Raw genomic sequence first — 24,513 nt, 5'->3', positions numbered from 1 at the left:
AGAACCCGTTTTCAGGTCTTGCCGAACAGGTCCGGATGCCGGAGCTGCAGGGCCTGGATCAGGGCCAGGGTCTTCATGTCCGCGATGGTGCCCTGCTCCAGCATCCGCATCACCTCGTCGAGGCCGAGTTCCAGCACCTCGATCTCCTCGTGCTCCTCGGCCAGTCCCCCGCCCTCGCCGACCCGGTCGGCGGCCGTATAGGGCGCCAGGAACAGGTGCAGGCGCTCCGTCGTCATGCCGGGAGCCGACCAAGCCGTTCCCACCGGCTCCAGCTGGGCAATGCGAAAGCCTGCCTCCTCCATGGCCTCGCGCCTGGCGCAGGTCTCGGGCTCGTCCCCGTCGAGCAGGCCCGCCACGGCCTCCAGGAAATCCGGATGGCCCTCCACATGCATGACGGGTGCGCGGAACTGCCGGATCAGGATGACCGTGCGTCGCACCGGATCGTAGGGAAGCACGGCGGCGGCATCGGTGCTGTTCAGGACCTCCCGCGCCATGGTCCGGCCATCCGGCATCTCGATCGTGAGTTTCAGAAGCTTACGCCAGCCCTCATGGAGGGTTTCGACCTGTTGAATCCGGTAGCCTGCCACGTCCCGTTCTCTCCCGTTGGATGATGCCGAAGCTTAAGACAACACGCGAAACGCTCAAGTTATCCCTCAAGGTCGATTGAAGCCGAGTGCCGCGTTCGTGCGTTAAGAGCAGGCGCCGGCGCATCCGAACGATGCGCCACTTAAAGAATTGAGCATCGGATGGGTCCCAGAAGTGGAATCCCCTTTTGGGGCCGAGACTATGGTGAAGGAGAGTTGCGTGCTGGAAGGTCTGGTTGCGGCCATTAAGAGAAGGCAGGCCATTCTGTTCGCCGGCGCCGGGGTCTCCATGACGGTCGGCCTGCCCTCCTGGAGCACCTTGATCGAACACATTGCCGACGAGCTGGAGATCGACCTGTCCGACTTCAAAGGAGCGGACCTCAACTATCTGACGCTCGCGGAATATTACCGCCTCAAGCAGGGCAGTATCGGGCCCCTGCGCAGCTGGATGGACCGCAACTGGACCATTCCCGACGAGACCCTGAAGAAGTCCCGCGTGCACGAGCTCATCTGCAAGCTCGACTTCCCGATCATCTACACGTCGAATTTCGATCGTAACCTGGAAACCTCGTTCGACTTGCGGGGCAAGGATTACGTCAAGATCGTCAATGCCAAGGATATCGCCCGTGTTCGGCCGGGAGTGGCGCAGATCGTGAAATACCATGGCGACTTCGACGACGATGGCTCCATCGTGATCGCGGAAACGGACTATCTCGAACGCCTGTCCTTCGAATCTCCCCTCGACATCAAGTTCCGGTCCGATGCGCTCGGCAAGACCATCCTGTTCATCGGCTACAGCATGACGGACCTCAACATCCGCTTCCTCATGCACCGACTGTGGAAGACCTGGGCCGGATCGGGCTACGAGAGGGACCGGCCGCAATCCTATGTGTTCATGCTGCGCCCGAACCCTGTCGAGCAGGCGGTTCTGGAGCAGTGGGGCCTGCAGGTCCTGATGGAAAAGGATTGCCCGCCGGAGCAGGCCCTCGAACGGTTCCTCACCAAGCTGAACGAGGCGGTCGAGAAAAAAGAGGAATGCCCGTGATTTTGCTTCGGCACCGCCTTGTGCCAATGTGGCCGCCTTTCACATTCTCAAGATGATTTCATGGCTGCCGCACCCAAACGCCGTCTCTCGCTTCGCGACGTTCTGACCGACGGGCGCATCGCGCTCATGCTGCCCTTGGGGTTTTCCTCGGGTCTCCCGTTTCTGCTCGTCTTCAGCACGCTCTCGGCTTGGCTTCGCGAAGCCGGCATCTCGCGCACCGAGATCGGAATGCTGAGCTGGGTGGCTTTGGCCTATTCATTCAAGTTTCTGTGGGCTCCCATTGTCGACCGTTACGACGTGCCGGTGCTTGCAAATCTTCTCGGACGGCGGCGTGGATGGATGGCCTCGTCGCAGATCGTCGTTGCGCTCGGTCTTGTCGGCGTCGCCGTCAGCAGCCCGCAGACGAGCCTGCCTCTCACGATCGCCTCAGCCCTTCTCGTCGCCTTCGCGTCGGCAACGCAGGATGTCGTGGTCGATGGCTGGCGCATCGACGTGGCCTCGACCGAGCGCCAGGGCATGATGGCCGCCTCCTACCAACTCGGCTATCGGCTGGCGCTCATCTGCGCAGGTGCGGGCGCGCTCTATATCGCGGAGTTCGTGAACTGGCGCAGCGCCTATCTCGCGATGGCCGCGCTCATGGCCGTGGGCCTCATCGGAACGCTGCTTGCTCCACGGGCCGATGAGAGCGCCGCGCGCGAGCACCTCCCCTTCAGGGCCGCAATCACCGAGCCTCTGGCCGATCTCTTTCGCCGCAAAGGACTGATCCTCATCCCGATTCTTGCGCTCATCGCCTGCTTCCGCTTGCCGGACTTCGTCGCCGGCGTCATGGCGAATCCGCTCTATATCGATCTTGGCTTCTCCAAGACGGACATCGCCAACGTGTCGAAGCTCTACGGGGTCTGGATCGGCATCATCGGCGCCTTTGCGGGCGGATTGGCGCTGACCCGGCTCGGTCTCTGGTGGACGTTGCTGATCGGCGCGGTCATCGCCGCTTCGTCGAACCTGATGTTCGCCTGGCTTGCCGCGGAAGGAGCGCGGCTGGACCTTTTGACCCTTACCATCAGCTTCGACAACTTCGCCGCGGGTTTCGCGGGCTCCGCCCTCATCGCCTACATGTCGGGCCTGACCTCGCCCGGATTTGCTGCCACGCAATACGCGCTTCTCAGCTCACTCTACGCCCTGCCCGGCAAGCTCATCGGCGGGGCCTCCGGCGCGGTGGTGGACGCCTACGGCTATCCGCTTCTTTTTACCGCCACCGCCGGCATCGGCATCCCGTTGGTGTTGCTGTGCCTTATCGTGCGACGGGATACGATGAAGACGGCGGAGGAAAAAGAGGAAGCGGCCGAGATGACCGCCGCTCCGGTTGGAGCGGGCTCGCGGGCATAGATCAAACGGCATCCCGGCGAGCGCGAATCGTAATGACACCCTCCACGTCATCACCGGCCTCGTGCCGGTGATCCCGATTGAAATGTTCACCGGCCTTCAGAAGCGAGATGGCCGGGACAAGCCCGGCCATGACGGGAGATAGTACTTTATCAACGATCGCGGATCGACTTCTCCGACCGGGATGACGTTTCCTGAGATTGCGATCAGACCCAGCCGCCGTCCACGAGATAGGTCTGGGCCGACATGGCACTAGAATCGTCGGCGCCGAGGAAGAGCGTGAAGTTGGCGATGTCCTGCGGCACGAGCTTGCGCTTCACGCACTGACGCTTGAGCAGTTCCTTCTCGCCTTCCGGCGTCAACCAGAGATCGATCTGGCGCTGGGTCATGATCCAGCCCGGCACGAGGCAGTTGACGCGGATGTTCTTCGGCCCGAGCTCGCGGGCGAGCGCCCGGGTCAGGCCGATTGCGGCGGACTTGGCGGTCTTGTAGGCCGCAAAGGAATCGTCGCTCACCATGTAGCTCGTGGACCCCATGTTGATGATCGAACCGCCGCCGGCCTTCTCCATGTCGGGCAGCACGGCCTGCGCGGCGAAGAACTGGTGGTCGAGATTGGTGGCGAAGCGCTCGCGCCAGTATTCCGGCGTCACCTGGTCGATGGTGTGGCGGTCGTCGCGGGCCGCGTTGTTGACGAGGATCGTGATGGGCCCGACCGCGTCGCTCGCGCGCCGGATGGCCGCCTGAAAGGCCGGGATGTCGCGCACGTCGCTGTGCTCGAAATGCACACGCTCGCCGAGTTCCTTCGCCAGCGCCTGGCCGGCCTCGGCATTGTAGTCGAGGATGGCGACCTTGCTGCCCTGGGCATGGAACGAACGCGCGATGCTCTCACCGATGCCGCTGGCGCCGCCGGTGATGAGAACGGTCTTACCCTTCAGGGAGCCGTAGATGGTCTGGGTCATGGATCTCTCTCACTCTGCCTTGTTTTTCTTTCCTCCCCCTCTGTCGGGAGAGAATTGAGGGTGGGGTCGCATCGTCGGAGTGCTGAGCCTGATGAGGACCGGCACTGCTCCTTCTACCTTGTCATCACCGGTCTTGTGCCGATGATCCCGATCCGGAAGGCACGGCGCTTTACATGGCCGTCAAGGCCGGCCATGACGGAATGGTCTCACCTGGTCACACTCGCCCCTCCTCTGTTCGCAGAGGGGAGATATGCGGTCTCCTATTAGCTCGCGCCCGGTCCCGGCGTGGCGCCTGGCGGGCATTTGCCGAGGATGATCATCCCGAGCACCTCGTCCTGCGTGACGTCCTGCACATTGGCCGAGCCGACGAGCTTGCCGTTCTTCATCACGCTCACCCGGTCGGCGAGGCCGAACACGTCGTGGATGTCGTGGCTGATGAGGAAGATGCCGATGCCTTCCTTTTTCAGCTGCAGCACGAGATCGGCGACCTGCTGCGTCTCGGCCGGGCCGAGCGCCGCCGTCGGCTCGTCCATGATGAGGACGCGGGCATTGAAATAGATCGCGCGCGCGATCGCAACCGACTGGCGCTGGCCGCCCGAGAGCGCCTTCACCGGCTCCTTGAAGCGGCGGAAATGCGGATTGAGGCGCGCCATGACCTTGCGGGTCTCCGCCTCCATCGTCGCATCGTCGAGGGTGCCGTATGGCGTGAGGACCTCACGGCCCAGGAAGATGTTGCCGGCGGCGTCGATGTTATCGGCGAGCGCGAGCGTCTGATAGATCGTCTCGATGCCGAAGCGCTTGGCATCGCGAGGCGTCGAAATGTCGGCATGCTCGCCGTTCACGTAGATCTCGCCCGCATCCGGCTTGTAGGCGCCGGAGAGGATTTTGATCAGCGTCGACTTGCCGGCGCCGTTGTGGCCGAGCAGGCCCACCACTTCGCCGGGGCGAAGATCGACGGACACGCCGTCCACGGCCTTGATGCCGCCGAAGGCGATGGAGATGTTGCGCATCTCGACGAGAGGCGTCGTTCCATTCGTGTGCATGATGCGCTTATCCTACTTGATGCGACGGCGATAGAGGCTGTCGACCCAGACGGCCAGCACGAGAACCGCGCCGACGACGATGTTCTGCAGCGGCGTGTCGACGCCGAGCAGCACCATGCCCGATTGCAGCGACTGCATGACGAGTGCGCCGAGCATGGCCCCGGCAACGGTGCCGATGCCGCCGGCAAGCGACGTGCCGCCGATCACGGCGGAAGCGATCACGTACAGCTCGTCGAGGGTGCCTGCCGCATTCGTCGCGGCATTCAGACGGGCGGTCGAGATGCAGGCGGAGATCCCGCAGAGCAGACCCATGAGGCCGAACACCTTCATCAGCGTCCAGCGGGTGTTGATGCCCGAGAGCTCGGCCGCCTCGGGATTGCCGCCGATGGCGAAAACGTAGCGACCGAAACGCCGGCGCGTGGCGACGAACGTCATGATGAGCCCGACCACGACGGCGATCAGCACAGGCAACGCGACGCCATGCGGAATGAACAGCCCGCCCTCGGGCCAGGCGATACCGTTCGCCTCCGCCCAGCGGCGCGCCGTGCCGGCGGGCAGCGGATAGGCATTGGCGATGGCGGCTGCAGCGAGCACAGCGCCGCAGGCGACGACGGCGATCACCGCGTCGGCCCAGCCCGGACGCACCGGGAAGCCGAAGCGCAGGCGACGACGGCGGGCGAAGCCCAGGGCCATCACGATGAAGCCGCAGGCAATGGCTGCGATGATCCAGGTGGCGGTCGCGCCGAGCGCGCCCTCCACACCGCCGCCGAAGGCCTTGAACCGGGTGTCCATGGGCGCCACGGTCTGACCCGTCGTGACCCACCAGGCCGCACCGCGCCACACCAGCAGACCGCCGAGCGTCACGATGAAGGAGGGAATGCCGAGATAGGCGATGAGCCAGCCCTGGAACAGACCGATCAGTCCACCGACGGTGATGGCGATCAGCACGGCGAGCGGTGCGGTCAGCCAATGCTCGAGGCCGAGATAAGCCGGCAGCCACTGCACCTGCGCGACGCCGATGATCATGCCCACGACGCCGAGAATCGCACCGACCGAAAGGTCGATGTTGCGCGTGACGATGACAAGCACCATGCCGGTCGCCATGATCGCCACGGAGGCCGTCTGGACCGACAGGTTCCAGAGGTTGCGCGGGGTCAGGAAGACGCCGCCGGAGAGGATATCGAAGCCGATCCAGATGACGGCGAGTGCCGCCAGCATGCCGAGCATGCGGACATCGATCTCGATCTTCGAGAGGAGCGAGCCGGAAGCGGCGCTCGGCGGCGGGGCAGTGGTGGCAACGGGTGCGGTCATGAGAATGGCTCGTTGTACAAAAAGCGTCATTCCGGAGCCGCGAAGCGGAACCCGGAACCCATAATCACTCGCTTCCAGAACAAGCACGGCGGATGCCGCTGCGTCCTATCGTAAGCGTCGGCGTTTATGGATTCCGGGCTCGCGACAAGCGCGCCCCGGAATGACAGTGCTGGATCAGTTGCAGGCCTTCACGGAGCCGGCCTTCACGCCCTGGCAGACCACTTCCTTGGAAGCCCAGCCGGCCTTGACGACCACGTCGAGATTGTCCTTCGTGATCGCCACGGGAGTGAGGAAGAGAGCCGTCATGTTCTGCTTCTTCGGGCCGAGATTCCAGGACTTCGCACCCTGGATCTCGGTGAGCTTCTTGCCGCCTGCCAGCTGCACGGCGATCTCCGCCGCGTTGCGACCGAGTTCGCGGGCATCCTTGAACACCGTGACAGATTGCGTGCCGAGCGCCACGCGGTTCAGCGCCGCCTTGTCGGCGTCCTGACCGGAGACGGGAACGGAACCGGCGAGGCCCTGCGCTCCCAGCGCTGCGATAGCGCCGCCTGCGGTACCGTCATTGGCGGCGATCACCGCGTCGATCTTGTTGTTGTTCTTGGTGAGGAACTGCTCCATGTTCCGCTGGGCATTGGCGGGGAGCCAGCCGTCCGTGTAGGCCTCGCCCACATTCTTGATCTTGCCGGCATCGATGGCGGGCTTCAGCACTTCCATCGAGCCCTGGAACAGGAAGTTGGCGTTCGGATCGGAGCCCGATCCCTTGATGAAGGCATAATTGCCCTCGGGCTTCAGCTTCAGCACCTCGCGGGCCTGAAGACGGCCGACCTCGACATTGTCGAAGGTGAGATAGAAGACCTGCGGAATTTCGATGAGGCGATCATACCCGACGACCGCGATGCCTTCGGCGATCGCCTTCTCCACGGCCGGGCGCACCGCATCGGCGTCCTGCGCCAGCACGACCAGCGCCTTGGCGCCGCGGGAGATGAGGCTCTCGATATCGGTGAGCTGCTTGGCGGGCGAGGATTGCGCATCGGCCGAGACATAGGTGCCGCCGGCCTTTTCGACCGCGGCCTTGATGGCGGCCTCGTCGGTCTTCCAGCGTTCTTCCTGGAAGTTCGACCAGCTGACGCCGACGACCGGGCCCTTCTGGGCGAAAGCGGCAGTGGCGGAAAGAGCCAGAGCGGCAAGACTGATCAACGCGTGTTTCTTCGATAGCATCGGCTTCCTCCTGGACCTTGCGTTCCCTTGCAGGTCCCTTGCTCATGACAGGCTGTCGCTCCGAGGCGGATCGACGGGATGGCTCGCGCTGCCATGCTTTATATTTCGAGCGCGGAAATAATTATCTCAGCTATTCCGACCTTCAAGCACCTTCTGGCTTATATTTTCGTCTGATACCCATCTATGCTGGAATTGTTTTATTCATAGATCGAACAAATGACCGCGATGACCATGCTTCCCCTCTCCCCTCGTGAAACGGCCCGGCGGCGCCTGCTCGATGCCCTGCGCCGGGAGGGTCCTATGGCGCGGGTGGAGATCGGCCAGCATCTCGGCATGAGCCCGGCGAGCGTCTCCGACCTAACGGCGAGCCTCCTCGACGAGGGAATTCTGGTCGCCGAGGAGGCTGCCGACCCGGCCTCCGGCCTGATCCGCGGACGGCCCAAGACGCGCCTCTACTTTGCGGAAAGTCTCGGCTCGGTGATCGGCGTCTGGACCGGCTTCAATCGCATCGAGCTGCGCCTCGTGGACAGCGCCGGGCGCAACCGTGCCAGCCGCCATATCGAGCGTCCCCTGCGCAATCTCGGCGCCGAGGAGCTGATGGACGTGCTGGCGGGCACGATCACGGCCTTTGCCCAGGAGACCGGCGCCCACACCGTGAAGGCCGTGGGCCTGGCCTGCCAGGGCTATGTGGACACGAGGGACGGCATCGTGGCCTGGAGCCCGGTGCTCGGCACCCGCGATCTGCCGCTGGCCGCTGGCCTCGGCGAACGGCTCGGCAGGCCTGTTCTCATCGAGAACGACGCCAGCGCCATGGCCTTTGCGATCACGCAGCGAAATGCGGATCTGCGATCCGGGCGCACCGCCTGCCTGATGGTCGGCGACGGCGTCGGTCTCGGCTTTCTCATCCAGGGCGAGCTCTACCGCGGCGCCCGTTTCGGCGGCAGCGAGTTCGGCCATGTGCGCCTGCGCCGGAGCGGCCCGCAATGCCGCTGCGGCGGGCGCGGCTGCATCGAGGCCTATCTCGCCGATTACGCCCTGCACCGGGACGCGCAGCTCATCGACCACCGCCCGGCCCCGACCCTGCTGCTGCCGAGCGAGGACGCCATGGGGGCCATCGTCGAGCAGGCCCGGGCAGGCGACCCCGCGCTCCTCAATCTCTTCCAGGCGGCCGGCGAGGTTCTGGGCGATGCGGTCGGCATCCTGATCCAGACGCTGGAGCCCGACCACATCGTCATCTGCGGCCCTGGCACCCGGGCCATGGACCTGCTGCGTCCCTCCTTCGAGGCGGCGCTCGAATCGCAGACCATTCCCGAACTGCGGGCGCTCGCCGCCATCCATGTGGTGGAATCCTCCATGGACCTGCTGACCGAAGGCGTCGTCATGCAGGCCCTGCGCGAACTCGACCTCGATCTCGCGCGCCTCAAGGCAGCCTGAGCCTTGATCGCCATCAAGGCTCGTTGATCTGTCTGACGAGCATCGCGCGCAGGTCGCGAAGAACGGCATCGCGAATCGGCAGATCCGTTTCCCCGCTCACCGCAACGGAAACCCTCATGAGATGCAGGATTATGACGGCCATGACGTCGGCTCGCTCGCGAGGCAATGGTGGGTTCGTCCGGGACAGGAGCGTCGCAATCTGGCTGCGCATGCGGTTCCGCCGTTCGGTCTTCTGCGCTTTATCCGCCGCAGGACGATCGGCCAGAGTGACGAATGACGGATGCGCGATGAGGAAAGCGGACAGGTCCTGGAACAAGCAGTCCAGCAGCTCCGTCGGCGTCAGACGTTCCGACTTCTGGCCGAGCGCCTCCAGCATCCGCGACAGGGCCTCGCCGTTCACTGCCTGCAACGCATCGGCCAGCAGCTCCTTGGTCGGGAAGAACTGATAGAGAGATCCGATCGAGGCTTTGGCCTGCGCGGCGATTTCCGTCATCGTCGCGGCATCGAAGCCTTTTTCAGCGAAGACCACCTCCCCCGCTTTTAGAAGAGCGGCCACCCGCTCGCGTCCGCGCTGCCGCTGAGGTGCGCGGATGGCGGCTTTCGCATTGTCGCTTGCATTTTGTGAGGGCATCCTCATATAACTCCAAATATGAGGATGCCCTCATAAATCATAACCGCTCATCGCCGCCGCTCCACCTCCGTTTAGATACCGGAAAGTCCCGCCATGCTGAAGCTCGATCCCCACACCACCGCTCTTGTTCTGATCGACGTGCAAAAGGGCACCCTGGGCATGCCTGTCGGACCGCACGCCCCGGCGACCGTCGTCGCGAACAGTGCCCGTCTCGGCAGCCGTTTTACGCAGAAGGGAGCGACGGTGATCCTGGTTCGGGTCAGTTTCTCGGAAGGTTACCTCGACAAGCCTGCCGCTCCGACCGATGTACCCATGATCATCCCGCCCGGCGGCCTGCCAGCCGATTGGGCCGAATTCCCGGCCGAGATTGCGGCCCTCCATGCCGATGTATTGATCACCAAGAGGCAGTGGAGCGCTTTTCATGGAACGGAACTCGACCTGCAATTACGGCGGCGCGGCATTTCCAATGTGGTGATCGGCGGATTGATGACGAATTTTGGGGTCGAATCAACTGCGCGTGATGCCTGGCAGCACAATTATCGGACCATTGTCGCCGAGGATGCCTCGAGCAGCCTGAGTGCCGAGATGCACGAATTCGCCGTCACGAAGAGCCTGCCCAGGGTCTCGCAGATACGATCCACAACCGAGATCATTGAGAGCCTGGAGGCGTAGCCATCAGTCCCTAAAAACACTATCTGTAACAGGTCGATTTCTCACCAAAAGAAACCCATGGCCTCCTCCCGTCCCGTCCAAGCCGGCGACCACGTCTTCCTCGTCGACGGCTCCTCCTTCATCTTCCGGGCCTATTTCCAGTCCATGAACCAGGACCAGAAATACAATGCCCGCTCATCGGACGGGATGCCGACCGGGGCCGTGCGGCTCTTCGTATCCAAGCTCCTGCAGTTCATGCGCGACGGGGCGGCGGGCCTGAAGCCGACGCATCTCGCCATCGTGCTCGACAAGTCCGAGGGCTCCTTCCGCAAGGAGCTCTACGAGGATTACAAGGGCCACCGGCCGGATGCGCCGGAGGACCTGAAGGTTCAGATGCCGATCATGCGCGAGGCGATCCGAGCCTTCGGGCTCGAGCCCGTGGAGCTGCAGCGCTACGAGGCGGACGATCTGATCGCGACCTATACCCAGCAGGCGAAGGCCCGCGGGGCGGATGTGCTCATCATCTCCTCCGACAAGGACCTGATGCAGCTCGTCGGACCGACGGTGTGCTTCTACGATTTCGAATCGGGCTCCAAGGGCAAGCCGGGCTACCGGCCCGAGCGCAACCTGGACGAGGCCGCCGTCACCGAGAAGTGGGAGGGCATCCCGCCGGAAAAGATCGGCGACGTGCTGGCCCTCATGGGCGACACCTCGGACAACGTTCCGGGCGTGCCAGGAATCGGCCTCAAGACCGCCGCGCAGCTGATCAAGGAATACGGCGACCTCGAAACCCTGCTGGAGCGGGCCCCCGAGATCAAGCAGCCCAAGCGCCGCGAGACCCTGATCAACAATGCGGAATCGGCGCGCCTCTCCAAGAAGCTCGTGACGCTCGACTGCGAGGCCCCGGTTCCGGTGCCCCTCGACGACCTGCGTCTGCCGCAGCCCGATCCGAAGACGCTGATCGGCTTCCTGAAGGCCATGGAGTTCAGCACTCTCACGCGGCGGGTGGCGGAACTCTACGAGGCCGACCCCGCGGCCATCGAGCCGGACCAGCGCCTGATGCCCGGCGGCGAGGCGATCCGCTGGGAGCGCAACGGAACCGGCACCGGCGTGACGGCTCCCACCGACGATGCCGTGCCGTTCTTCGGCAAGGTCGACACCGCAGCGGGCGAGGTCGATCCCTTCGCCGGTCTGGACCTGCCGGAGACCGCGACCCTTCGCAAACCCGTCGAGGGCCTCGGCACGCCGTCTCAGTTGGCCGGAAAGCGCGCGACGGAAGCATCGTCCGCGCCGTTCGACGTCACGGCCTACGAGACCGTCACGAGCCTGGAGCGACTGAAGGAATGGGTCGCTCGGGCCCGCGAGCGGGGCTTCGTTGCCGTCGATACGGAAACGAGCGATCTCGATGCCAACCGCGCCGACCTCGTCGGCTTCTCGTTGGCCCTGGAGGCGGGCAAGGCGTGCTACGTCCCGCTGCAGCACCGCGACGAATCGGATCTCTTCGGCGGCGGTCTCGTGAAGGGGCAGATCCCGATCACCGACGCGCTCGACGCCATCCGCCCGCTCCTGGAGGATTCGTCCGTCCTCAAGATCGGCCAGAACCTGAAATACGACTGGGTCGTCCTGAAGCGCCACGGCATCGACGTGCATCCCTTCGACGACACGATGCTGATTTCCTACGTGCTCGATGCCGGCAAGGGCTCGCATGGCATGGACGAACTCTCGCGCCGCCATCTCGGCCACTCGCCCATCAGCTTCTCCGATGTGGCCGGCACGGGCCGGAACAAGGTGACCTTCGACAAGGTCGAGATTTCCAAGGCCACGGCCTATGCGGCGGAGGATGCTGACGTCACCTTGCGCCTCTGGCAGATCCTGAAGCCGCGGCTCGTCGCCGAGCGGCGCGCCACCGTGTACGAGACGCTGGAACGCCCCATGGTCGATACGCTCGCCCGCATGGAGATGCGCGGCATCATGGTCGACCGGCAGATCCTGAGCCGCCTCTCGGGCGACTTCGCCCAGACGCTGGCGCGGCTCGAGGACGAGATTCACGAAATGGCGGGCGAGAAGTTCGCCCTCGGCTCGCCGAAGCAGATCGGCGACATTCTCTTCGGCAAGATGGGCCTGCCCGGCGCGAAGAAGACGCCGTCGGGTCAGTGGGCCACGCCCGCGACGCTCCTCGACGAGCTGGCGCAGGCCGGCCACGAGCTGCCCGCGAAGATCCTCGAATGGCGCCAGCTCTCCAAGCTGAAATCCACCTACACGGATACGCTGCAGGAGCACATGCATCCCGAAACCAAGCGGGTGCACACCTCGTTCTCGCTCGCCGCCACGACGACGGGGCGCCTCTCGTCCTCCGATCCGAACCTGCAGAACATCCCGATCCGCACGGAAGTCGGCCGCAAGATCCGCAAGGCCTTCGTGGCGCCGGAAGGCCACAAGATCATCTCGGCCGATTACAGCCAGATCGAGCTGCGGCTGCTCGCGCACATCGCCGACATTCCGCAATTGCAGGACGCGTTCGCGGAGGGAATCGACATTCACGCGGCGACCGCGTCCGCCATGTTCGGCGTGCCGCTCGATCAGATGACCGGCGATCTGCGCCGCCAGGCCAAGACCATCAATTTCGGCATCATCTACGGCATCTCCGCCTTCGGCCTCGCCACGCGCCTCGGCATTCCGAACCAGGAGGCCTCCACCTTCATCAAGCAGTATTTCGAGCGCTTCCCCGGCATCCGCACCTATATCGACGAGACGAAGCGGTTCTGTAAGGACAAGGGCTACGTGACCACGCTCTTCGGCCGCGTCTGCCATTACCCGCAGATCAAGTCGAGCAACCCGTCCGAGCGCGCCGGCGTGGAGCGCCAGGCGATCAACGCGCCCATTCAGGGCACCGCCGCCGACATCATCCGCCGCGCCATGGTCCGCATGGAGGACGCGTTGAAGGCCGAGCGCCTCTCCGCCCGCATGCTGCTGCAGGTGCACGACGAGCTGGTGTTCGAAGCGCCCGACGACGAGGTCGAGGCAACGCTCCCCGTCATCTCCCGCGTGATGACGGAAGCCCCCTTCCCCGCCGTGACCCTGAAGGTTCCGCTGGCCGTGGAAGCCCGTGCGGCGCAGAATTGGGACGAGGCGCACTAGCCTTGCATGTGATCGTCTGGGAGTTCAGCGTCCCAAGCGAACACAGGCTGGCTTTCGAAGAGGTCTATGGTCCGGAAGGGGCCTGGGCCGTCCTGTTCCGAACAGCACCGGGCTATCTCGGCACCGAGCTTCTCAGGGACGAGCAGACGATCGGCCGCTATCTCACCGTCGACCGGTGGAGCACGCCGGAGGACTTTGCTGCTTTCAAGAGCACATCCGGTGCCGCTTACGAAAGTTTGGATCGTCAATGCGAAAGCCTCACGGCCCGCGAAGTGAAGGTCGGCACATTCCGTGCTGCAGCCTGAGAAGGTGACGCAGCTCAGAAACGAGACGCATATGAAAGCAGCTCTTCGGGTCGGGCCCAGCGATGCGCAGAACATCCGCCGTAATGCGGAGGAGAGGCGAGACCGCTCCCGCGAAAAGGCCGCCTGTCGGGATGAGAGCCGTGTGTCCGGCCGGGAGCATGGGCGAATTCAAGACTAGCCCTGGCACTCTGCCCGTCATCCTGCACACGTCCGGAAAAGCCATCATCCCTGTCTCGTCATCGCCAGCCTGGACGCAACCCACATCTCGTTATCCCCGACCTCGTGCCGGGAATCCCGATTGTCTGAAGTACAGCGCTTCTCCGATCGGGATGGCCGGCACAAGGGCGGCGACCTGCGCGGCATCCAGGAGCTTCTGGGCCACGCCTCTCGCTCCGACCTCATTGAGGGAACAGCCGAGAGGCCGTGTACCGAAGGAGGTTCCAGTGTTCTCTGGACACTCCTGCGTCCATCGAGACGGCCGCTGCACGACCGCACCAGGATAAGGAATGTGGATCTTGGAAAGCGTTGAAAGCCGGCGCTGACCTCCGGATCGCCTCCGGGAACGCCCCTGCCGCCCTCCCCCGTCATCGCCGGGCTTGTGCCGGTTATCCCGATGGTCTGAAGCGCCGCGCCTCACCGGATCGGGATGGCCGGGACAGGCCCGGCCATGACGGGAGAGCGTGTCTAGTACGGCCGTGATCCCGATCGTCTCGCTCGCCCTCATCCTGAGGAGCCGCGGCAAGCGGCGTCTCGAAGGAAGAGTTCAGTGCTCTTCCGGACCCTCCTTCGAGACGCAGCCTCACGGCTGCTCCTCAGGATGAGGGCCATGGGTCTGAACGCGGGATGGCCGGCACAAGGCCGGCCTGACGGGAGAGAGGATGCACGGGAATCAGCCGGTGTCATTCCCGGCCGAAGCGCAGCGGAGGGGAAGGGAATCCATCAACTCCACGCCGGACTGTGGATCCCCTTCCCTCGCTGACGCCCCCCGGGAATGACAGCGGGACGCCGCTTCGACCTGGAACGATGGACCAGCCTCCCGGGATGCGGTCGTGCTCGTGATACGCCTCTCAGCCCATTCCGCTTCGCCGCGGCCGAATCATGACTTCCATGCGCGCTTGCGCCCGTCGGATCGCCCCGCGGATCGGAAAAGCGCCCATTCCGCTCCATCATGTGTTCCCGCACACAGCCCAGCTTCGATCTCCTCTGTATTGCAACATTGTCGCAGCAACGGGACTTTCGTATGCCATGGCAAAGACTTATCCGAAACCGGGCTCCCCGCCATGCCGCAAGGATAGCTTCCCTTACGGCCATACCTCTCTGAACGGAGAGTTGTGAGCCCCGGCACTCGCCCATATAGCCTTGAAACCAAGTTGCATCGATGTTGTCGCAGCCTCGAATGCTTCGGGCGCCGCACTCATGACGGCAACAGCCGGCGCAATACAGAGTGAAGCTTTCACCGCCCAAGCCAATACCGGCGACCACGGCCGCCGAACCTTTTTCCGCGCCTGAGTCTGAGGGCATCCCTCGACGGTTCAGCCGCGCCCGACACATTCCCTTCCGCTTTCAGGAGAGCACAAGATGACACTCGTTGATCCCGTGATCTGGAAAATCCAAAGCGACGTCAGCACTGCCAATGGCGGCGTCGAACTCGATGCACTGACCATGCTCCCCAACGGCGGGTACATCGTCACTTGGCGCGACAACGAGCGGATTGCCTTCCAACTCTATGACGGGAAGGGAGACAAAGTCGGCGTCAACCAATTCGTCCCAAAGGTGGGCATTCAACAATTCGCGGATGTGCAGCCCATCGGCCTTGATGGCGATTTCGCCATCACCTGGACCGAGAACTTCGGAACGAACGCGTCCGCCCGCGACGTGAAGAGCCTAAAATATTCCTTCGATGGAAGCACCACCAACTCGGTGGTCACGCTCAGCACGACGAACAATGTCCCTGACAGCGCACAGATGAGTGCCAACGACCAGGGCTGGATGACCACCTATATCGAGAAGATCGGCAATAATAATTTCGTGAGGGCGGTCCAGTATAGCGGGGCCGGTGCTGCTGGCACCCCTCTTAGCATTTCTGATCCCGTGAATGAATCTTCACCTTCCCTTCCCGATGTCGCTTGGATCGGCGGCGCGAACCACATCGTCACTTACATCAATCAGAACAATAAGGTCTTCATCAGGAGTGTCAGCGGCACGACGATCTCGACCGCTAGTTTTCTTGCACAATCGGCGATCGAAGCGGACGTCATTGCGTTGAAGGCTCCCAACGGCGCGCCTACGGGTGAGTTCGTCATTGTCACGAATAGCGACAATACTTCCACCGGTAAGATCGAGGTGAGGAAGTTCCACCTCAATAGCAACGGCAATATCACCGCTGATTGGGGTCCGGTCACGGTCTCATCCGGACAAAAACCGAGCACGGGCGATAGCAAGGCGAGCGTGACGGCTCTCCGCGATGGTGGGGTCGCGATCGCTTATCTTCAATTGACGCCCAACGTCGACACTGCGGATGTCTGGGTCAGAGTTGTCGACAAGGATGGTACCTTGGGTAACCCCATCAAGGTGCATAACAATGGCGGCGAGCAGAGGACGCCGTCGATCTCCGAGATGGCCGATGGCCGCTTGGCAGTATCGTTTCATAATCCCTCAATCAGCCCCAGCGTCATCTCGACCTCAATCGTCGATGCGCGTGCGAACCCTGTGACCCTGATCGGGACCTCGCACAACGATATCTACGCACCATCGATTCACGAACTCGACAACTTCGATGGCGGCAACGGCATCGACACGCTGACGTTCCAAGGCGCCAGGAACAGCGGCGTCGCAGTCAGTCTTGCCGCCCAAGGCGGGTCAGCGGGCGACGCCAAGAATGATACCTATAAGAACTTCGAGAACATCATCGGCTCGCGCTTCAACGACACCCTGACCGGAAGCGCCGTGGCCAACAAACTCGAAGGTGGCGCAGGTGACGATACCCTCACCGATGTCGCGGGAGCCGGGACGGACACCCTGATCGGCGGCGCTGGCAACGACACATATTCCGTGTCCGCCACCAGCACCGTGATCGACGAGTCCGGCGGCGGATACGACCAGGTCTATTCCACCGTCACCTACACCCTCTCGGCCGGTATCGAGAACCTGTTCGCGTCCGGCGAGAACCCGATTGATCTTACCGGTAATGAAAGCAACAACCTCATCGTCGGCAACGGGGCCGGGAACCGGCTGACCGGCAATGGCGGTCACGACACCCTGAACGGTGCCGGCGGAGGCGACGTCCTGATTGGCGGTGCCGGCAACGATGCTCTCAATGGCGGCGACGGCGACGACATCCTGGATGGCGGCACCGACAGCGACATCCTTGACGGCGGTGTCGGCAACGACAACTTGGCCGGCGGCAGCGGCGACGATAACCTGCAAGGCGGCGACGGCAACGATGCCTTGGGTGGTGGCGACGGCAACGACGTTTTGAATGGCGGCGCTGGCAACGACACCCTCGACGGCGGCGCGGGCAATGACGTCCTCGATGGAGGGGCCGGAGCGGATTTGATCTCCGGCGCAGACGGCAACGATGTCCTCCGCGGCGGCGGCGACAACGACACCCTCAATGGCGGCGCTGGTGATGACGCGATCGACGGCGGCGCAGGTGCCGACGCGATGGACGGCGGCGCCGGCAACGACTCCTATGTCATCGACGATGCTGGCGATGTGGTGAGCGACACGGGTGGTGGCATCGACTCCGTGACCGTGACCGTACCCTACGACCTCAACAGGCTTGTAGGCATCGAGAACATCACAGGCATTGGTACCGCTGCCTTCACGTTCACGGGGACTGCCGACAACAACATCATCAACGGCAGTGACGGCATCAACGTCTTCGACGGCGCCGCCGGCAACGACACCCTGTGGGGCAACGGCGGCAATGACACCCTCAAAGGCGGCGCCGGCAATGACTTTCTGGACGGCGGCGCAGGCAAGGACCGGCTGCATGGCGGGCTTGGAGTCGATTTGCTCAAGGGCGGAAACGATCCGGACATCTTCGTCTTCGATACGAATTGGAACACGAAGGGCAATGCCGACCGGATCGAAAATTACAACAAGCAGGACTCAATCTTCCTCGAAGACAGGTACTTCAAGGTCGGACCTAAGGGTTCGCTCGCGAAGCCGAAGCAGATGGCCAGCAAGTATTTCTATGCCGGCACGAAAGCACATGATGCCGACGATCGGATCATCTACAACAAGAATAAGGGGGGCGCATTGTACTACGATCCCGACGGCAACGGCGCCAAGAAGGCCGTGCTGTTCGCCACGATCACGAACAAGCTCAAGATCGACTATCATGAGTTCTTCGTGATCTGACCTGGGCCCGGCCTGTCTCGTAGGCCTAACCCAACCTGCAAGGGCGCCCTGTTTCGCAGGGCGCCCTCTTTTTGCCTCTCCGCCGATGGATGCTGTGCCCCTCGAGCGGCCGATCCTGGCATGCCCGACGTGATTCATTGAGCGGAACCCTTCCGGCTCTATGATCCTTTGCGTCAGACCATCACGGGACGAGCAGCATGCCGTATGAACTCTACTACTGGCCGACCATCCAGGGGCGCGGCGAATTCGTGCGCCTGGCGCTCGAGGAAGCCGGAGCCGACTATATCGACGTGGCGCGGGAATCGGAGGGGCTCGCCGTGATGATGCGGATGATGGACCACGTGAAGCATCCGCCCTTCGCACCGCCATTCCTCAAGGATGGCGAGACGATCATCGGTCAGAGTGCGGCGATCCTGCTCTATCTCGGGGCGCGGCACGGCCTTGCGCCCAAGGATCCGGCGGGCGGATTGTGGACGCATCAGATCCAACTCACCATCGCGGACTTCGTCACTGAAGCTCACGACACGCACCACCCGGTGGGGGTCGGCCTCTATTACGAGGACCAGAAGGCGGAGGCGCTCCGGCGGGCGGAGGAGTTTCGCGACGACCGGATCCCGAAGTTCCTGAACTGGTTCGAGACGATCCTCGCCCGCAATCCCGCCGGCGATGCGCATCTCGTCGGCCGCACGCTCACCTATGTCGATCTCTCCCTGTTCCAAATCGTCCAGGGACTGACCTATGCCTTTCCCAAGGCCACGAAGCGCGCCTTGAAGGACGCTCCGCGCGTCGCCTCCCTGCACACCGCCGTCGCGAGACGACCGCGCATCGCGGCCTATTGCGACAGTCCCCGGCGCATCCCCTTCAACGAGGAGGGCATTTTCCGCCGCTACCCCGAGTTGGATCGTTAAGGGCTTTTTAAGGATCGGCAGGACTGGATGGCACCATGACCTGAGACAGATGGCACCATGACCTGAGACAGGCGGCGCTCATTCGATGCGCTCGAATGGCACCATGCCTCAATTCTTCCACGCTGCCCCTCAATCTTATGGGACAATCAGGAGCAGAGCATGAATGAGGACACCGAGGGCGTTGCGATCCGTCTCTGGCGCGACCGGGCGCAATTGCGCGAGCAGGAGCGGAACGAAGCTCAGGCCCGCCTTCGGATCGCCGAAGAGAAGATCGCGATCCTCATGGCCGAGAACGACCGGCTCGTCACCGAGAATGCCCGGTTGAGAGCCCTTGGCAGCCCGGATGCCGGATCCGTCCGGACCGAGACCGAACTTCAGATGGAAGCCCTCAAAGGCGCCTTGATGTCCCTGATCGCGCGGCCGGCCGACAGCCTGAATTCGTAAAGGAACCGGCGCGGCGTTCAAGCCGCGAGACGTCCCATGGCTTCGTTCAGGCACTCGACCGTGACGCTGCCGGCCTTGGCCACGAGGCTGCAGCCCTTCGGCACTTCGCGCCAGCCCCTGGTCTTGTCGTCGATGGGCTCGGAGACCACGAGCAGGCTGCCGCCGTCCTCACGGAAATAGAGGGTCGGCGGCTTGGCATCGCAGGCCCAGCGATAGGCCCACAGGTTCTCGCCGTCGGTGAAGGCGGCGGTGAAGCGCAGGGCATCCTCGATGCCGGCCTGGTCCATGAGGCCGCGAACCTGCTTGAGGGTCCTGGCCATGGCGGTGACGGGCTCGTCGGACAATCCGTTGGCCAAGGCGAGGAGGAAGATCGCCTCCGAATCCGTGGTGCCGAGGCGGCGGTCGTAGAGATCGTCCGGGATCAGGGCCTCCAGCCGGCGCTTGATGCGCCCGTAGCCGCCGATCTGGCCGTTATGCATGAAGAGATGGCGGCCATGGGCAAACGGGTGGCAGTTGGCCCGGGTGGTCGAGGTTCCGGTGGAGGCACGCACATGGGCGAAGAAGAGCCGGGACCGCACCTGCTCGCATAGGCTCCTCAGATTCTCGTCGGACCAGGCCGGGCGCACCTCCCGGTAGATCCCTGGTTCGCTGCGCTCCCCGTACCATCCGATCCCGAAGCCGTCCCCGTTCGTCTCGGTCTTGGCCTCGACCGCGTGCAGCGATTGGTGGACCAGCGAATGGGCCGGGGCGCAGACGAGTTCGTCGAGGAAGATCGGCTCCCCCTTGTAGGCGAGAAAGCGGCACATCGGATTAAGGCTACCCCTGACCCAGCAAAGCTCTGTAACGATGTTGTAGTATCTTTGACTTATGGTGAATAGCCGGTTAACGCCGAAGCATCGGACCCAAAAGTGGACTTGCACTTTTGGGATCCATCCGATGCTCCGCTTCTTTGATGAGCGCATCGTTCTGGGCGGCCTCGTAGGGCCGCACGATGCGCGGGCCGTTGCGACCCCACGCCTGTTCCCATAAAAGCGTCCGAACCATCCAAGAACGAGCCGGCCGGACCGGCATGGGGACCAGACAACATGCATCGTCTCTCGCGCCTGGCGCTGGCTGCCGCGCTGACCCTCCTGCCGCAGGCGGCCTTCGCGGCGGAGTTCGATGGGGCGGGCCTCGGCTTCGCCTGGGCCCTGCCTTTCGCGGGCATTCTCCTGTCCATCGCCCTGTTCCCTCTGCTGGCACCTCACGTCTGGGAGCATCACCAGGGCAAGATCGCGGCAGCATGGGGCCTCTTGGTGCTGATCCCGATGGCGCTTGCCTTCGGTCCGACGACGGCTATCCATGCGCTCGCCCACACGGCGCTGCTCGAATACATCCCGTTCATCCTGCTGCTGCTCGCGCTGTTCACGGTGGCGGGCGGCATTCTCGTGCGCGGCAACATCCATGGCGCGCCGGGCACGAACACGATGCTGCTCGGCCTCGGCACGGTGCTCGCGAGCTTCATCGGCACGACGGGCGCCTCCATGGTGATGATCCGGCCGATCATGCGAGCCAATGACGACCGGCGGCATAACGTCCATGTAATCGTGTTCTTCATCTTCCTGGTGTCGAATATCGGCGGCTCGCTCACGCCGCTCGGCGATCCGCCGCTCTTCCTAGGCTTCCTGCGCGGCGTCGACTTCTTCTGGACCACCACGCATCTTTTTGCGGAAACGCTTGTCGCGAGCGGGCTCCTGCTCGCCCTCTTCTTCGTGATCGATCTCGTCGTCTACAAGAAGGAAGGCCACGTCCGCCCCGATCCGACGCCGGACAATCCGGTCCGCGTCACGGGCGGCATCAACTTCCTCCTGATCTTCATCATCATCTCGGCCATTCTCATGAGCGCCACGACCGATCTCGGCCGCGTAACGGTGCTCGGCGCCGAGGTCGAACTCGCCAATGCTCTGCGCGATCTCATCATGATCGTGGTCACCATCATTTCCCTGAAGACGACTCCGAAGGCCAACCGCATCGAGAACGGCTTTTCCTGGGGGCCGATCAAGGAAGTGGCAAAGCTCTTCGCCGGAATCTTCATCGCGATCATTCCGGTCCTGGCCATTCTGAAAGCCGGCGCGAACGGGGCCTTCGCGCCTCTCGTGGCGCTCGTGACCAACCCGGACGGTAGCGCCAACAATGCCGCCTATTTCTGGCTCTCGGGCGGCCTCTCCTCGTTCCTCGACAATGCGCCCACCTATCTCGTGTTCTTCGAGCTCGCCGGGGGCGATCCGCAGCAGCTCATGACGACCGGGGCAATGACGCTCACCGCGGTCTCGGCCGGGGCCGTGTTCATGGGGGCGAACTCCTACATCGGCAACGCGCCCAACTTCATGGTCTATGCGATTGCGCGCGAAGGCGGCGTGAAGATGCCGAGCTTCTTCGGCTATCTGCTCTGGTCGGGTGCGATCCTGATCCCGACCTTCCTGCTGCTGACGCTGCTGTTCTTCAGGAGTTAGGCCGGGTCGTTCAGCCTCTCGGCCACATCCTCGGCGATCGAGAGGCACGAGGTCAGCCCCGGGCTCTCGATGCCGAAGAGATGCACGAGCCCCGGCAATCCATGCTCCGCCGGGCCGTCGATCATGAAGTCGGCGGCCTTTTCGCCGGCGCCCGTGAGCTTGGGACGAATGCCGGAATAATCGGGGACGAGCGCTCCATCGGGGAGACCGGGCCAGTAGCGGCGGATGGAAGCATAAAAGCTCTCGGCCCGGAGCGGATCGACCTCGTATTCCTCACGCTCGATCCATTCCACATCGGGCCCGAAGCGCATGCGGCCGGAGAGATCCAGCGTCACATGGGTGCCCAATCCGCCATCGACGGGCGCCGGATAGATCAGGCGCGAGAAGGCGGGCTTGCCGAGACAACCGAAATAATTGCCCTTGGCGAGCACCAGGGGCGGTACGCGACCAGCCGGATAGCCTTCCGTCACGCGGGCGAGCGCCTGGGCACCGAGCCCTGCCGCGTTGACCACGGCATCGACGGTGAGGTCTGCCGGCTCCGATCCGCCGACATGCACGTCCCATCCGGTTTCATTCTGGGCAACCCGCTCCACCGGCGCATGAAAGGCGATGACGCCGCCTGCATTTTCCAGATCGCCCTGGAGCGCCAGCATGAGGGCATGGCTGTCGACGATTCCCGTTTCCTGCGAGAGCACGGCGCCGGTGCAGGCAAGGTTCGGTTCGAGCCGCCGCGCCTCTTCGCCCGCCAGGAAGGAGAGACCCTCGACACCGTTCGCGAGCCCCTGTTCGTAAATGCCCTCGATCTTGGCCTGCTCGAGATCATTGGTGGCGACGATGAGCTTGCCGCATCTGGCATGAGGCACACCGTGGCTCTCGCAAAACGCGTAGAGCATCCGCCGCCCATTGACGCAGTGGCGCGCCCGCAAGGAGCCGGAGGGATAATACATGCCGGCATGGATGACTTCGCTGTTGCGCGAGGAGACCCCGTTGCCGATGCCGCCCGTGGCCTCGGCCACGATCACGCTATGACCGCGAAGGCCGAGCGCGCGCGCAATGGCGAGCCCGACGACCCCTGCCCCAATGACCAAGACGTCTATGATTGCCTCCCATTCTCACAGGACCTGCGGTCTATGGGCATAAAGCGGATATTTCTCACCAGCCTGGGCCGATCTTTCACTCCAGGGATAACCTCTTTGTCGGTCGGAATGTCGGACATGTCGGTGTCTGGATGACCCGTGGTACTGCAGGCCGCACAATGGCCGCGCGGCGGCCTGAAAGCCCGGCTTTTCAAGGACTGACACCCTTCCCCGGTCGTCACCGGCCTTGTGCCGGTGATCCCGATTGTGTGAGGCGCAGCGCTTTTCTGGATCGGGATGGCCGGCACAAGGCCGGCCATGACGGCGAGGGAACGAGAAAGGCGGCCTCGCACATGCGGGCCGCCCTTCTCGTGCGATGGATCAGAGGCGCTTGCCGGACTGCTCGTCGAACAGATGCACCAGCTTCGGATCGGGCGTGACGCGGATCTGCTGGCCCGGCTGCGCATTGACGCGCTCGCGGAACACGCCGACGACATCGGTGCCGCCGAACTTGGCAAAGACCTGCGTCTCCGATCCCGTGGGCTCGACGACGGCCACTTCCGCCGGCAAGCCATTGGACTCGTCGAGGATGAAGTGCTCGGGGCGGATTCCGTAGATGATCGGCTGACCATCCGAGGCGGCGGGCGCGTGGGCCACCGGCAGGGAGATGCCGCTCTCGGCGACGAACCGGCCGCCCTGAAGGTGACCTTTGAGGAAGTTCATGGCCGGCGAGCCGATGAAGCCGGCGACGAAGAGATTGGCCGGACGGTCATAGAGGTCGAGCGGCGCGCCGACCTGCTCGACCACGCCGTCATGCATCACCACGATCTTGTCGGCCATGGTCATGGCCTCGATCTGGTCGTGCGTGACGTAAATCGTGGTGGTCTTCAGCCGCTGGTGCAGGGCCTTGATCTCCGTGCGCATGGCGACGCGCAGCTTGGCGTCGAGGTTCGAGAGCGGCTCGTCGAAAAGGAACACCTGCGGATCGCGCACGATGGCGCGGCCCATGGCGACACGCTGGCGCTGGCCGCCGGAGAGCTGGCGCGGGTAACGGTCGAGGAGCTTGCCCAGGCCGAGGATCTCGGCGGCACGGTCGACCCGTGCCTTGATTTCCGACTTGGGGGCCCGCTTCAGCTTGAGCGAGAAGGCCATGTTGTCGGCGACCGTCATATGCGGGTAGAGCGCATAGTTCTGGAACACCATGGCGATGTCGCGCTCCTTGGGCGGGACGTCATTGACCACCCGCGGCCCGATCCGGAGCTCGCCGCCGGAGATGTTCTCCAGCCCTGCGATCATGCGCAGGAGGGTGGATTTGCCGCATCCCGACGGCCCGACGAGGATGACGAATTCCCCGTCCTGGATGTCTATCGATACGCCATGAATGACCGGAACCGTTCCGAAATTCTTGCGGATGTTACGGATCTCGACTGAGGCCACGGGGCTTCCTCCAAAACTTTGTGCGTTCGCGGCACTCTAAGGGTGCCCTGCCAGAACCTTGATACGGCTACGCTATGGTAGGTGTTTCT

19 protein-coding genes are annotated in these 24,513 nt (G+C 63.6%); 10 read left to right on the top strand and 9 right to left on the bottom strand.

The window, feature by feature from the left end; translation table 11 throughout:
• Nucleotides 1-11 precede the first annotated feature (11 nt).
• Entirely contained in the window at nucleotides 12-587 is a 576-nt protein-coding gene (locus ACD578_RS23025) for an NUDIX domain-containing protein (RefSeq protein ID WP_404288834.1), read from the bottom strand.
• Between the two features lie 217 nt (nucleotides 588-804).
• On the opposite strand from ACD578_RS23025, the gene ACD578_RS23020 reads away from it, so the two are divergent.
• Both ACD578_RS23020 and ACD578_RS23015 read left to right on the top strand, forming a co-directional pair.
• A complete protein-coding gene (locus tag ACD578_RS23020; RefSeq protein ID WP_404288832.1) occupies nucleotides 805-1,629 on the top strand; it encodes an SIR2 family NAD-dependent protein deacylase in 825 nt (274 codons plus the stop codon).
• A gap of 60 nt (nucleotides 1,630-1,689) precedes the next feature.
• Nucleotides 1,690-3,015 (top strand): AmpG family muropeptide MFS transporter, encoded by a 1,326-nt coding sequence (locus ACD578_RS23015; protein WP_404288830.1) that lies wholly within the window; start codon nucleotides 1,690-1,692, stop codon nucleotides 3,013-3,015.
• 203 nt (nucleotides 3,016-3,218) lie between these two features.
• Here the strand turns inward: ACD578_RS23015 and ACD578_RS23010 are convergent, their stop codons facing one another.
• From ACD578_RS23010 to xylF, 4 genes are all read right to left on the bottom strand, one after another.
• On the bottom strand, nucleotides 3,219-3,971 hold the full coding sequence (locus ACD578_RS23010) for an SDR family NAD(P)-dependent oxidoreductase (protein ID WP_404288828.1): 753 nt from the start codon (nucleotides 3,969-3,971) through the stop codon (nucleotides 3,219-3,221).
• 263 nt (nucleotides 3,972-4,234) lie between these two features.
• Complete coding sequence (locus ACD578_RS23005; protein ID WP_404288826.1) at nucleotides 4,235-5,014, bottom strand: ATP-binding cassette domain-containing protein; 780 nt, start codon at nucleotides 5,012-5,014, stop codon at nucleotides 4,235-4,237.
• Between the two features lie 12 nt (nucleotides 5,015-5,026).
• Nucleotides 5,027-6,325 (bottom strand): sugar ABC transporter permease, encoded by a 1,299-nt coding sequence (locus tag ACD578_RS23000; protein ID WP_404288824.1) that lies wholly within the window; start codon nucleotides 6,323-6,325, stop codon nucleotides 5,027-5,029.
• 174 nt (nucleotides 6,326-6,499) lie between these two features.
• Nucleotides 6,500-7,543, bottom strand: coding sequence for a D-xylose ABC transporter substrate-binding protein (gene xylF, locus ACD578_RS22995; RefSeq protein WP_404288822.1), 1,044 nt, complete (start codon nucleotides 7,541-7,543; stop codon nucleotides 6,500-6,502).
• A gap of 216 nt (nucleotides 7,544-7,759) precedes the next feature.
• Between xylF and ACD578_RS22990 the strand changes: the two genes are divergently transcribed.
• Nucleotides 7,760-8,977, top strand: a complete 1,218-nt coding sequence (locus ACD578_RS22990; RefSeq protein WP_404288820.1) for an ROK family protein — start codon at nucleotides 7,760-7,762, stop codon at nucleotides 8,975-8,977.
• A 13-nt stretch (nucleotides 8,978-8,990) separates the two neighbouring features.
• On the opposite strand, the gene ACD578_RS22985 is transcribed toward ACD578_RS22990, so the two are convergent.
• Nucleotides 8,991-9,608: a TetR/AcrR family transcriptional regulator gene (locus ACD578_RS22985; protein ID WP_404288818.1), complete on the bottom strand. Its 618-nt coding sequence runs from the start codon at nucleotides 9,606-9,608 to the stop codon at nucleotides 8,991-8,993.
• A 93-nt stretch (nucleotides 9,609-9,701) separates the two neighbouring features.
• Here ACD578_RS22985 and ACD578_RS22980 point away from each other — a divergent pair, with 93 nt between their 5' ends.
• The 6 genes from ACD578_RS22980 to ACD578_RS22955 all read left to right on the top strand — a co-directional run bounded on the left by ACD578_RS22980 (nucleotide 9,702) and on the right by ACD578_RS22955 (nucleotide 19,419).
• Nucleotides 9,702-10,280, top strand: coding sequence for a hydrolase (locus ACD578_RS22980; RefSeq protein WP_404288816.1), 579 nt, complete (start codon nucleotides 9,702-9,704; stop codon nucleotides 10,278-10,280).
• Nucleotides 10,281-10,337: 57 nt separating this feature from the next.
• Nucleotides 10,338-13,397 carry a DNA polymerase I gene (gene polA, locus ACD578_RS22975; RefSeq protein WP_404288814.1) on the top strand — a complete coding sequence of 1,020 codons (3,060 nt, stop codon included), beginning with the start codon at nucleotides 10,338-10,340 and terminating at the stop codon, nucleotides 13,395-13,397.
• A gap of 8 nt (nucleotides 13,398-13,405) precedes the next feature.
• A complete protein-coding gene (locus ACD578_RS22970; protein WP_404294004.1) occupies nucleotides 13,406-13,702 on the top strand; it encodes an antibiotic biosynthesis monooxygenase family protein in 297 nt (98 codons plus the stop codon).
• Nucleotides 13,703-15,280: 1,578 nt separating this feature from the next.
• Nucleotides 15,281-18,067 carry a calcium-binding protein gene (locus ACD578_RS22965; protein WP_404288812.1) on the top strand — a complete coding sequence of 929 codons (2,787 nt, stop codon included), beginning with the start codon at nucleotides 15,281-15,283 and terminating at the stop codon, nucleotides 18,065-18,067.
• A gap of 197 nt (nucleotides 18,068-18,264) precedes the next feature.
• A complete protein-coding gene (locus ACD578_RS22960) occupies nucleotides 18,265-18,975 on the top strand; it encodes a glutathione S-transferase (RefSeq protein ID WP_404288810.1) in 711 nt (236 codons plus the stop codon).
• Between the two features lie 159 nt (nucleotides 18,976-19,134).
• The gene (locus ACD578_RS22955; protein ID WP_404288808.1) at nucleotides 19,135-19,419 is read left to right on the top strand and encodes a hypothetical protein; all 285 of its coding nucleotides are present in this window, start codon (nucleotides 19,135-19,137) and stop codon (nucleotides 19,417-19,419) included.
• A gap of 17 nt (nucleotides 19,420-19,436) precedes the next feature.
• Here the strand turns inward: ACD578_RS22955 and ACD578_RS22950 are convergent, their stop codons facing one another.
• On the bottom strand, nucleotides 19,437-20,225 hold the full coding sequence (locus ACD578_RS22950) for a class II glutamine amidotransferase (protein WP_404288806.1): 789 nt from the start codon (nucleotides 20,223-20,225) through the stop codon (nucleotides 19,437-19,439).
• A 279-nt stretch (nucleotides 20,226-20,504) separates the two neighbouring features.
• On the opposite strand from ACD578_RS22950, the gene ACD578_RS22945 reads away from it, so the two are divergent.
• A complete protein-coding gene (locus ACD578_RS22945) occupies nucleotides 20,505-21,911 on the top strand; it encodes a sodium:proton antiporter (protein ID WP_404288804.1) in 1,407 nt (468 codons plus the stop codon).
• Here ACD578_RS22945 and ACD578_RS22940 read toward each other — a convergent pair.
• Together ACD578_RS22940 and ACD578_RS22935 are read right to left on the bottom strand one after the other, a co-directional pair.
• Nucleotides 21,908-23,008, bottom strand: a complete 1,101-nt coding sequence (locus ACD578_RS22940) for an NAD(P)/FAD-dependent oxidoreductase (RefSeq protein ID WP_404294002.1) — start codon at nucleotides 23,006-23,008, stop codon at nucleotides 21,908-21,910. The genes ACD578_RS22945 and ACD578_RS22940 overlap by 4 nt on opposite strands.
• Before the next feature lie 360 nt (nucleotides 23,009-23,368).
• A complete protein-coding gene (locus ACD578_RS22935; RefSeq protein ID WP_404288802.1) occupies nucleotides 23,369-24,424 on the bottom strand; it encodes an ABC transporter ATP-binding protein in 1,056 nt (351 codons plus the stop codon).
• Nucleotides 24,425-24,513 lie beyond the last annotated feature (89 nt).

It is taken from the genome of Microvirga sp. RSM25 (assembly GCF_044784385.1).
Taxonomy (GTDB): Bacteria; Pseudomonadota; Alphaproteobacteria; order Rhizobiales; family Beijerinckiaceae; genus Microvirga; species Microvirga tunisiensis.
Note: the sequence above shows the minus strand (reverse complement) of the source record. Positions and strands in the feature narration are given on the sequence as shown.

Bases quoted from the DNA above. Each gene is read 5' to 3' on its own strand.
- ACD578_RS23015 (WP_404288830.1), top strand. From the start codon at position 1,690: ATGGCTGCCGCACCCAAACGCCGTCTCTCGCTTCGCGACGTTCTGACC.
- ACD578_RS23010 (WP_404288828.1), bottom strand. From the start codon at position 3,971: ATGACCCAGACCATCTACGGCTCCCTGAAGGGTAAGACCGTTCTCATC.
- ACD578_RS23005 (WP_404288826.1), bottom strand. From the start codon at position 5,014: ATGCACACGAATGGAACGACGCCTCTCGTCGAGATGCGCAACATCTCC.
- ACD578_RS23000 (WP_404288824.1), bottom strand. From the start codon at position 6,325: ATGACCGCACCCGTTGCCACCACTGCCCCGCCGCCGAGCGCCGCTTCC.
- xylF (WP_404288822.1), bottom strand. From the start codon at position 7,543: ATGCTATCGAAGAAACACGCGTTGATCAGTCTTGCCGCTCTGGCTCTT.
- ACD578_RS22990 (WP_404288820.1), top strand. From the start codon at position 7,760: ATGACCGCGATGACCATGCTTCCCCTCTCCCCTCGTGAAACGGCCCGG.
- ACD578_RS22985 (WP_404288818.1), bottom strand. From the start codon at position 9,608: ATGCCCTCACAAAATGCAAGCGACAATGCGAAAGCCGCCATCCGCGCA.
- ACD578_RS22980 (WP_404288816.1), top strand. From the start codon at position 9,702: ATGCTGAAGCTCGATCCCCACACCACCGCTCTTGTTCTGATCGACGTG.
- polA (WP_404288814.1), top strand. From the start codon at position 10,338: ATGGCCTCCTCCCGTCCCGTCCAAGCCGGCGACCACGTCTTCCTCGTC.
- ACD578_RS22965 (WP_404288812.1), top strand. From the start codon at position 15,281: ATGACACTCGTTGATCCCGTGATCTGGAAAATCCAAAGCGACGTCAGC.
- ACD578_RS22960 (WP_404288810.1), top strand. From the start codon at position 18,265: ATGCCGTATGAACTCTACTACTGGCCGACCATCCAGGGGCGCGGCGAA.
- ACD578_RS22955 (WP_404288808.1), top strand. From the start codon at position 19,135: ATGAATGAGGACACCGAGGGCGTTGCGATCCGTCTCTGGCGCGACCGG.
- ACD578_RS22950 (WP_404288806.1), bottom strand. From the start codon at position 20,225: ATGTGCCGCTTTCTCGCCTACAAGGGGGAGCCGATCTTCCTCGACGAA.
- ACD578_RS22945 (WP_404288804.1), top strand. From the start codon at position 20,505: ATGCATCGTCTCTCGCGCCTGGCGCTGGCTGCCGCGCTGACCCTCCTG.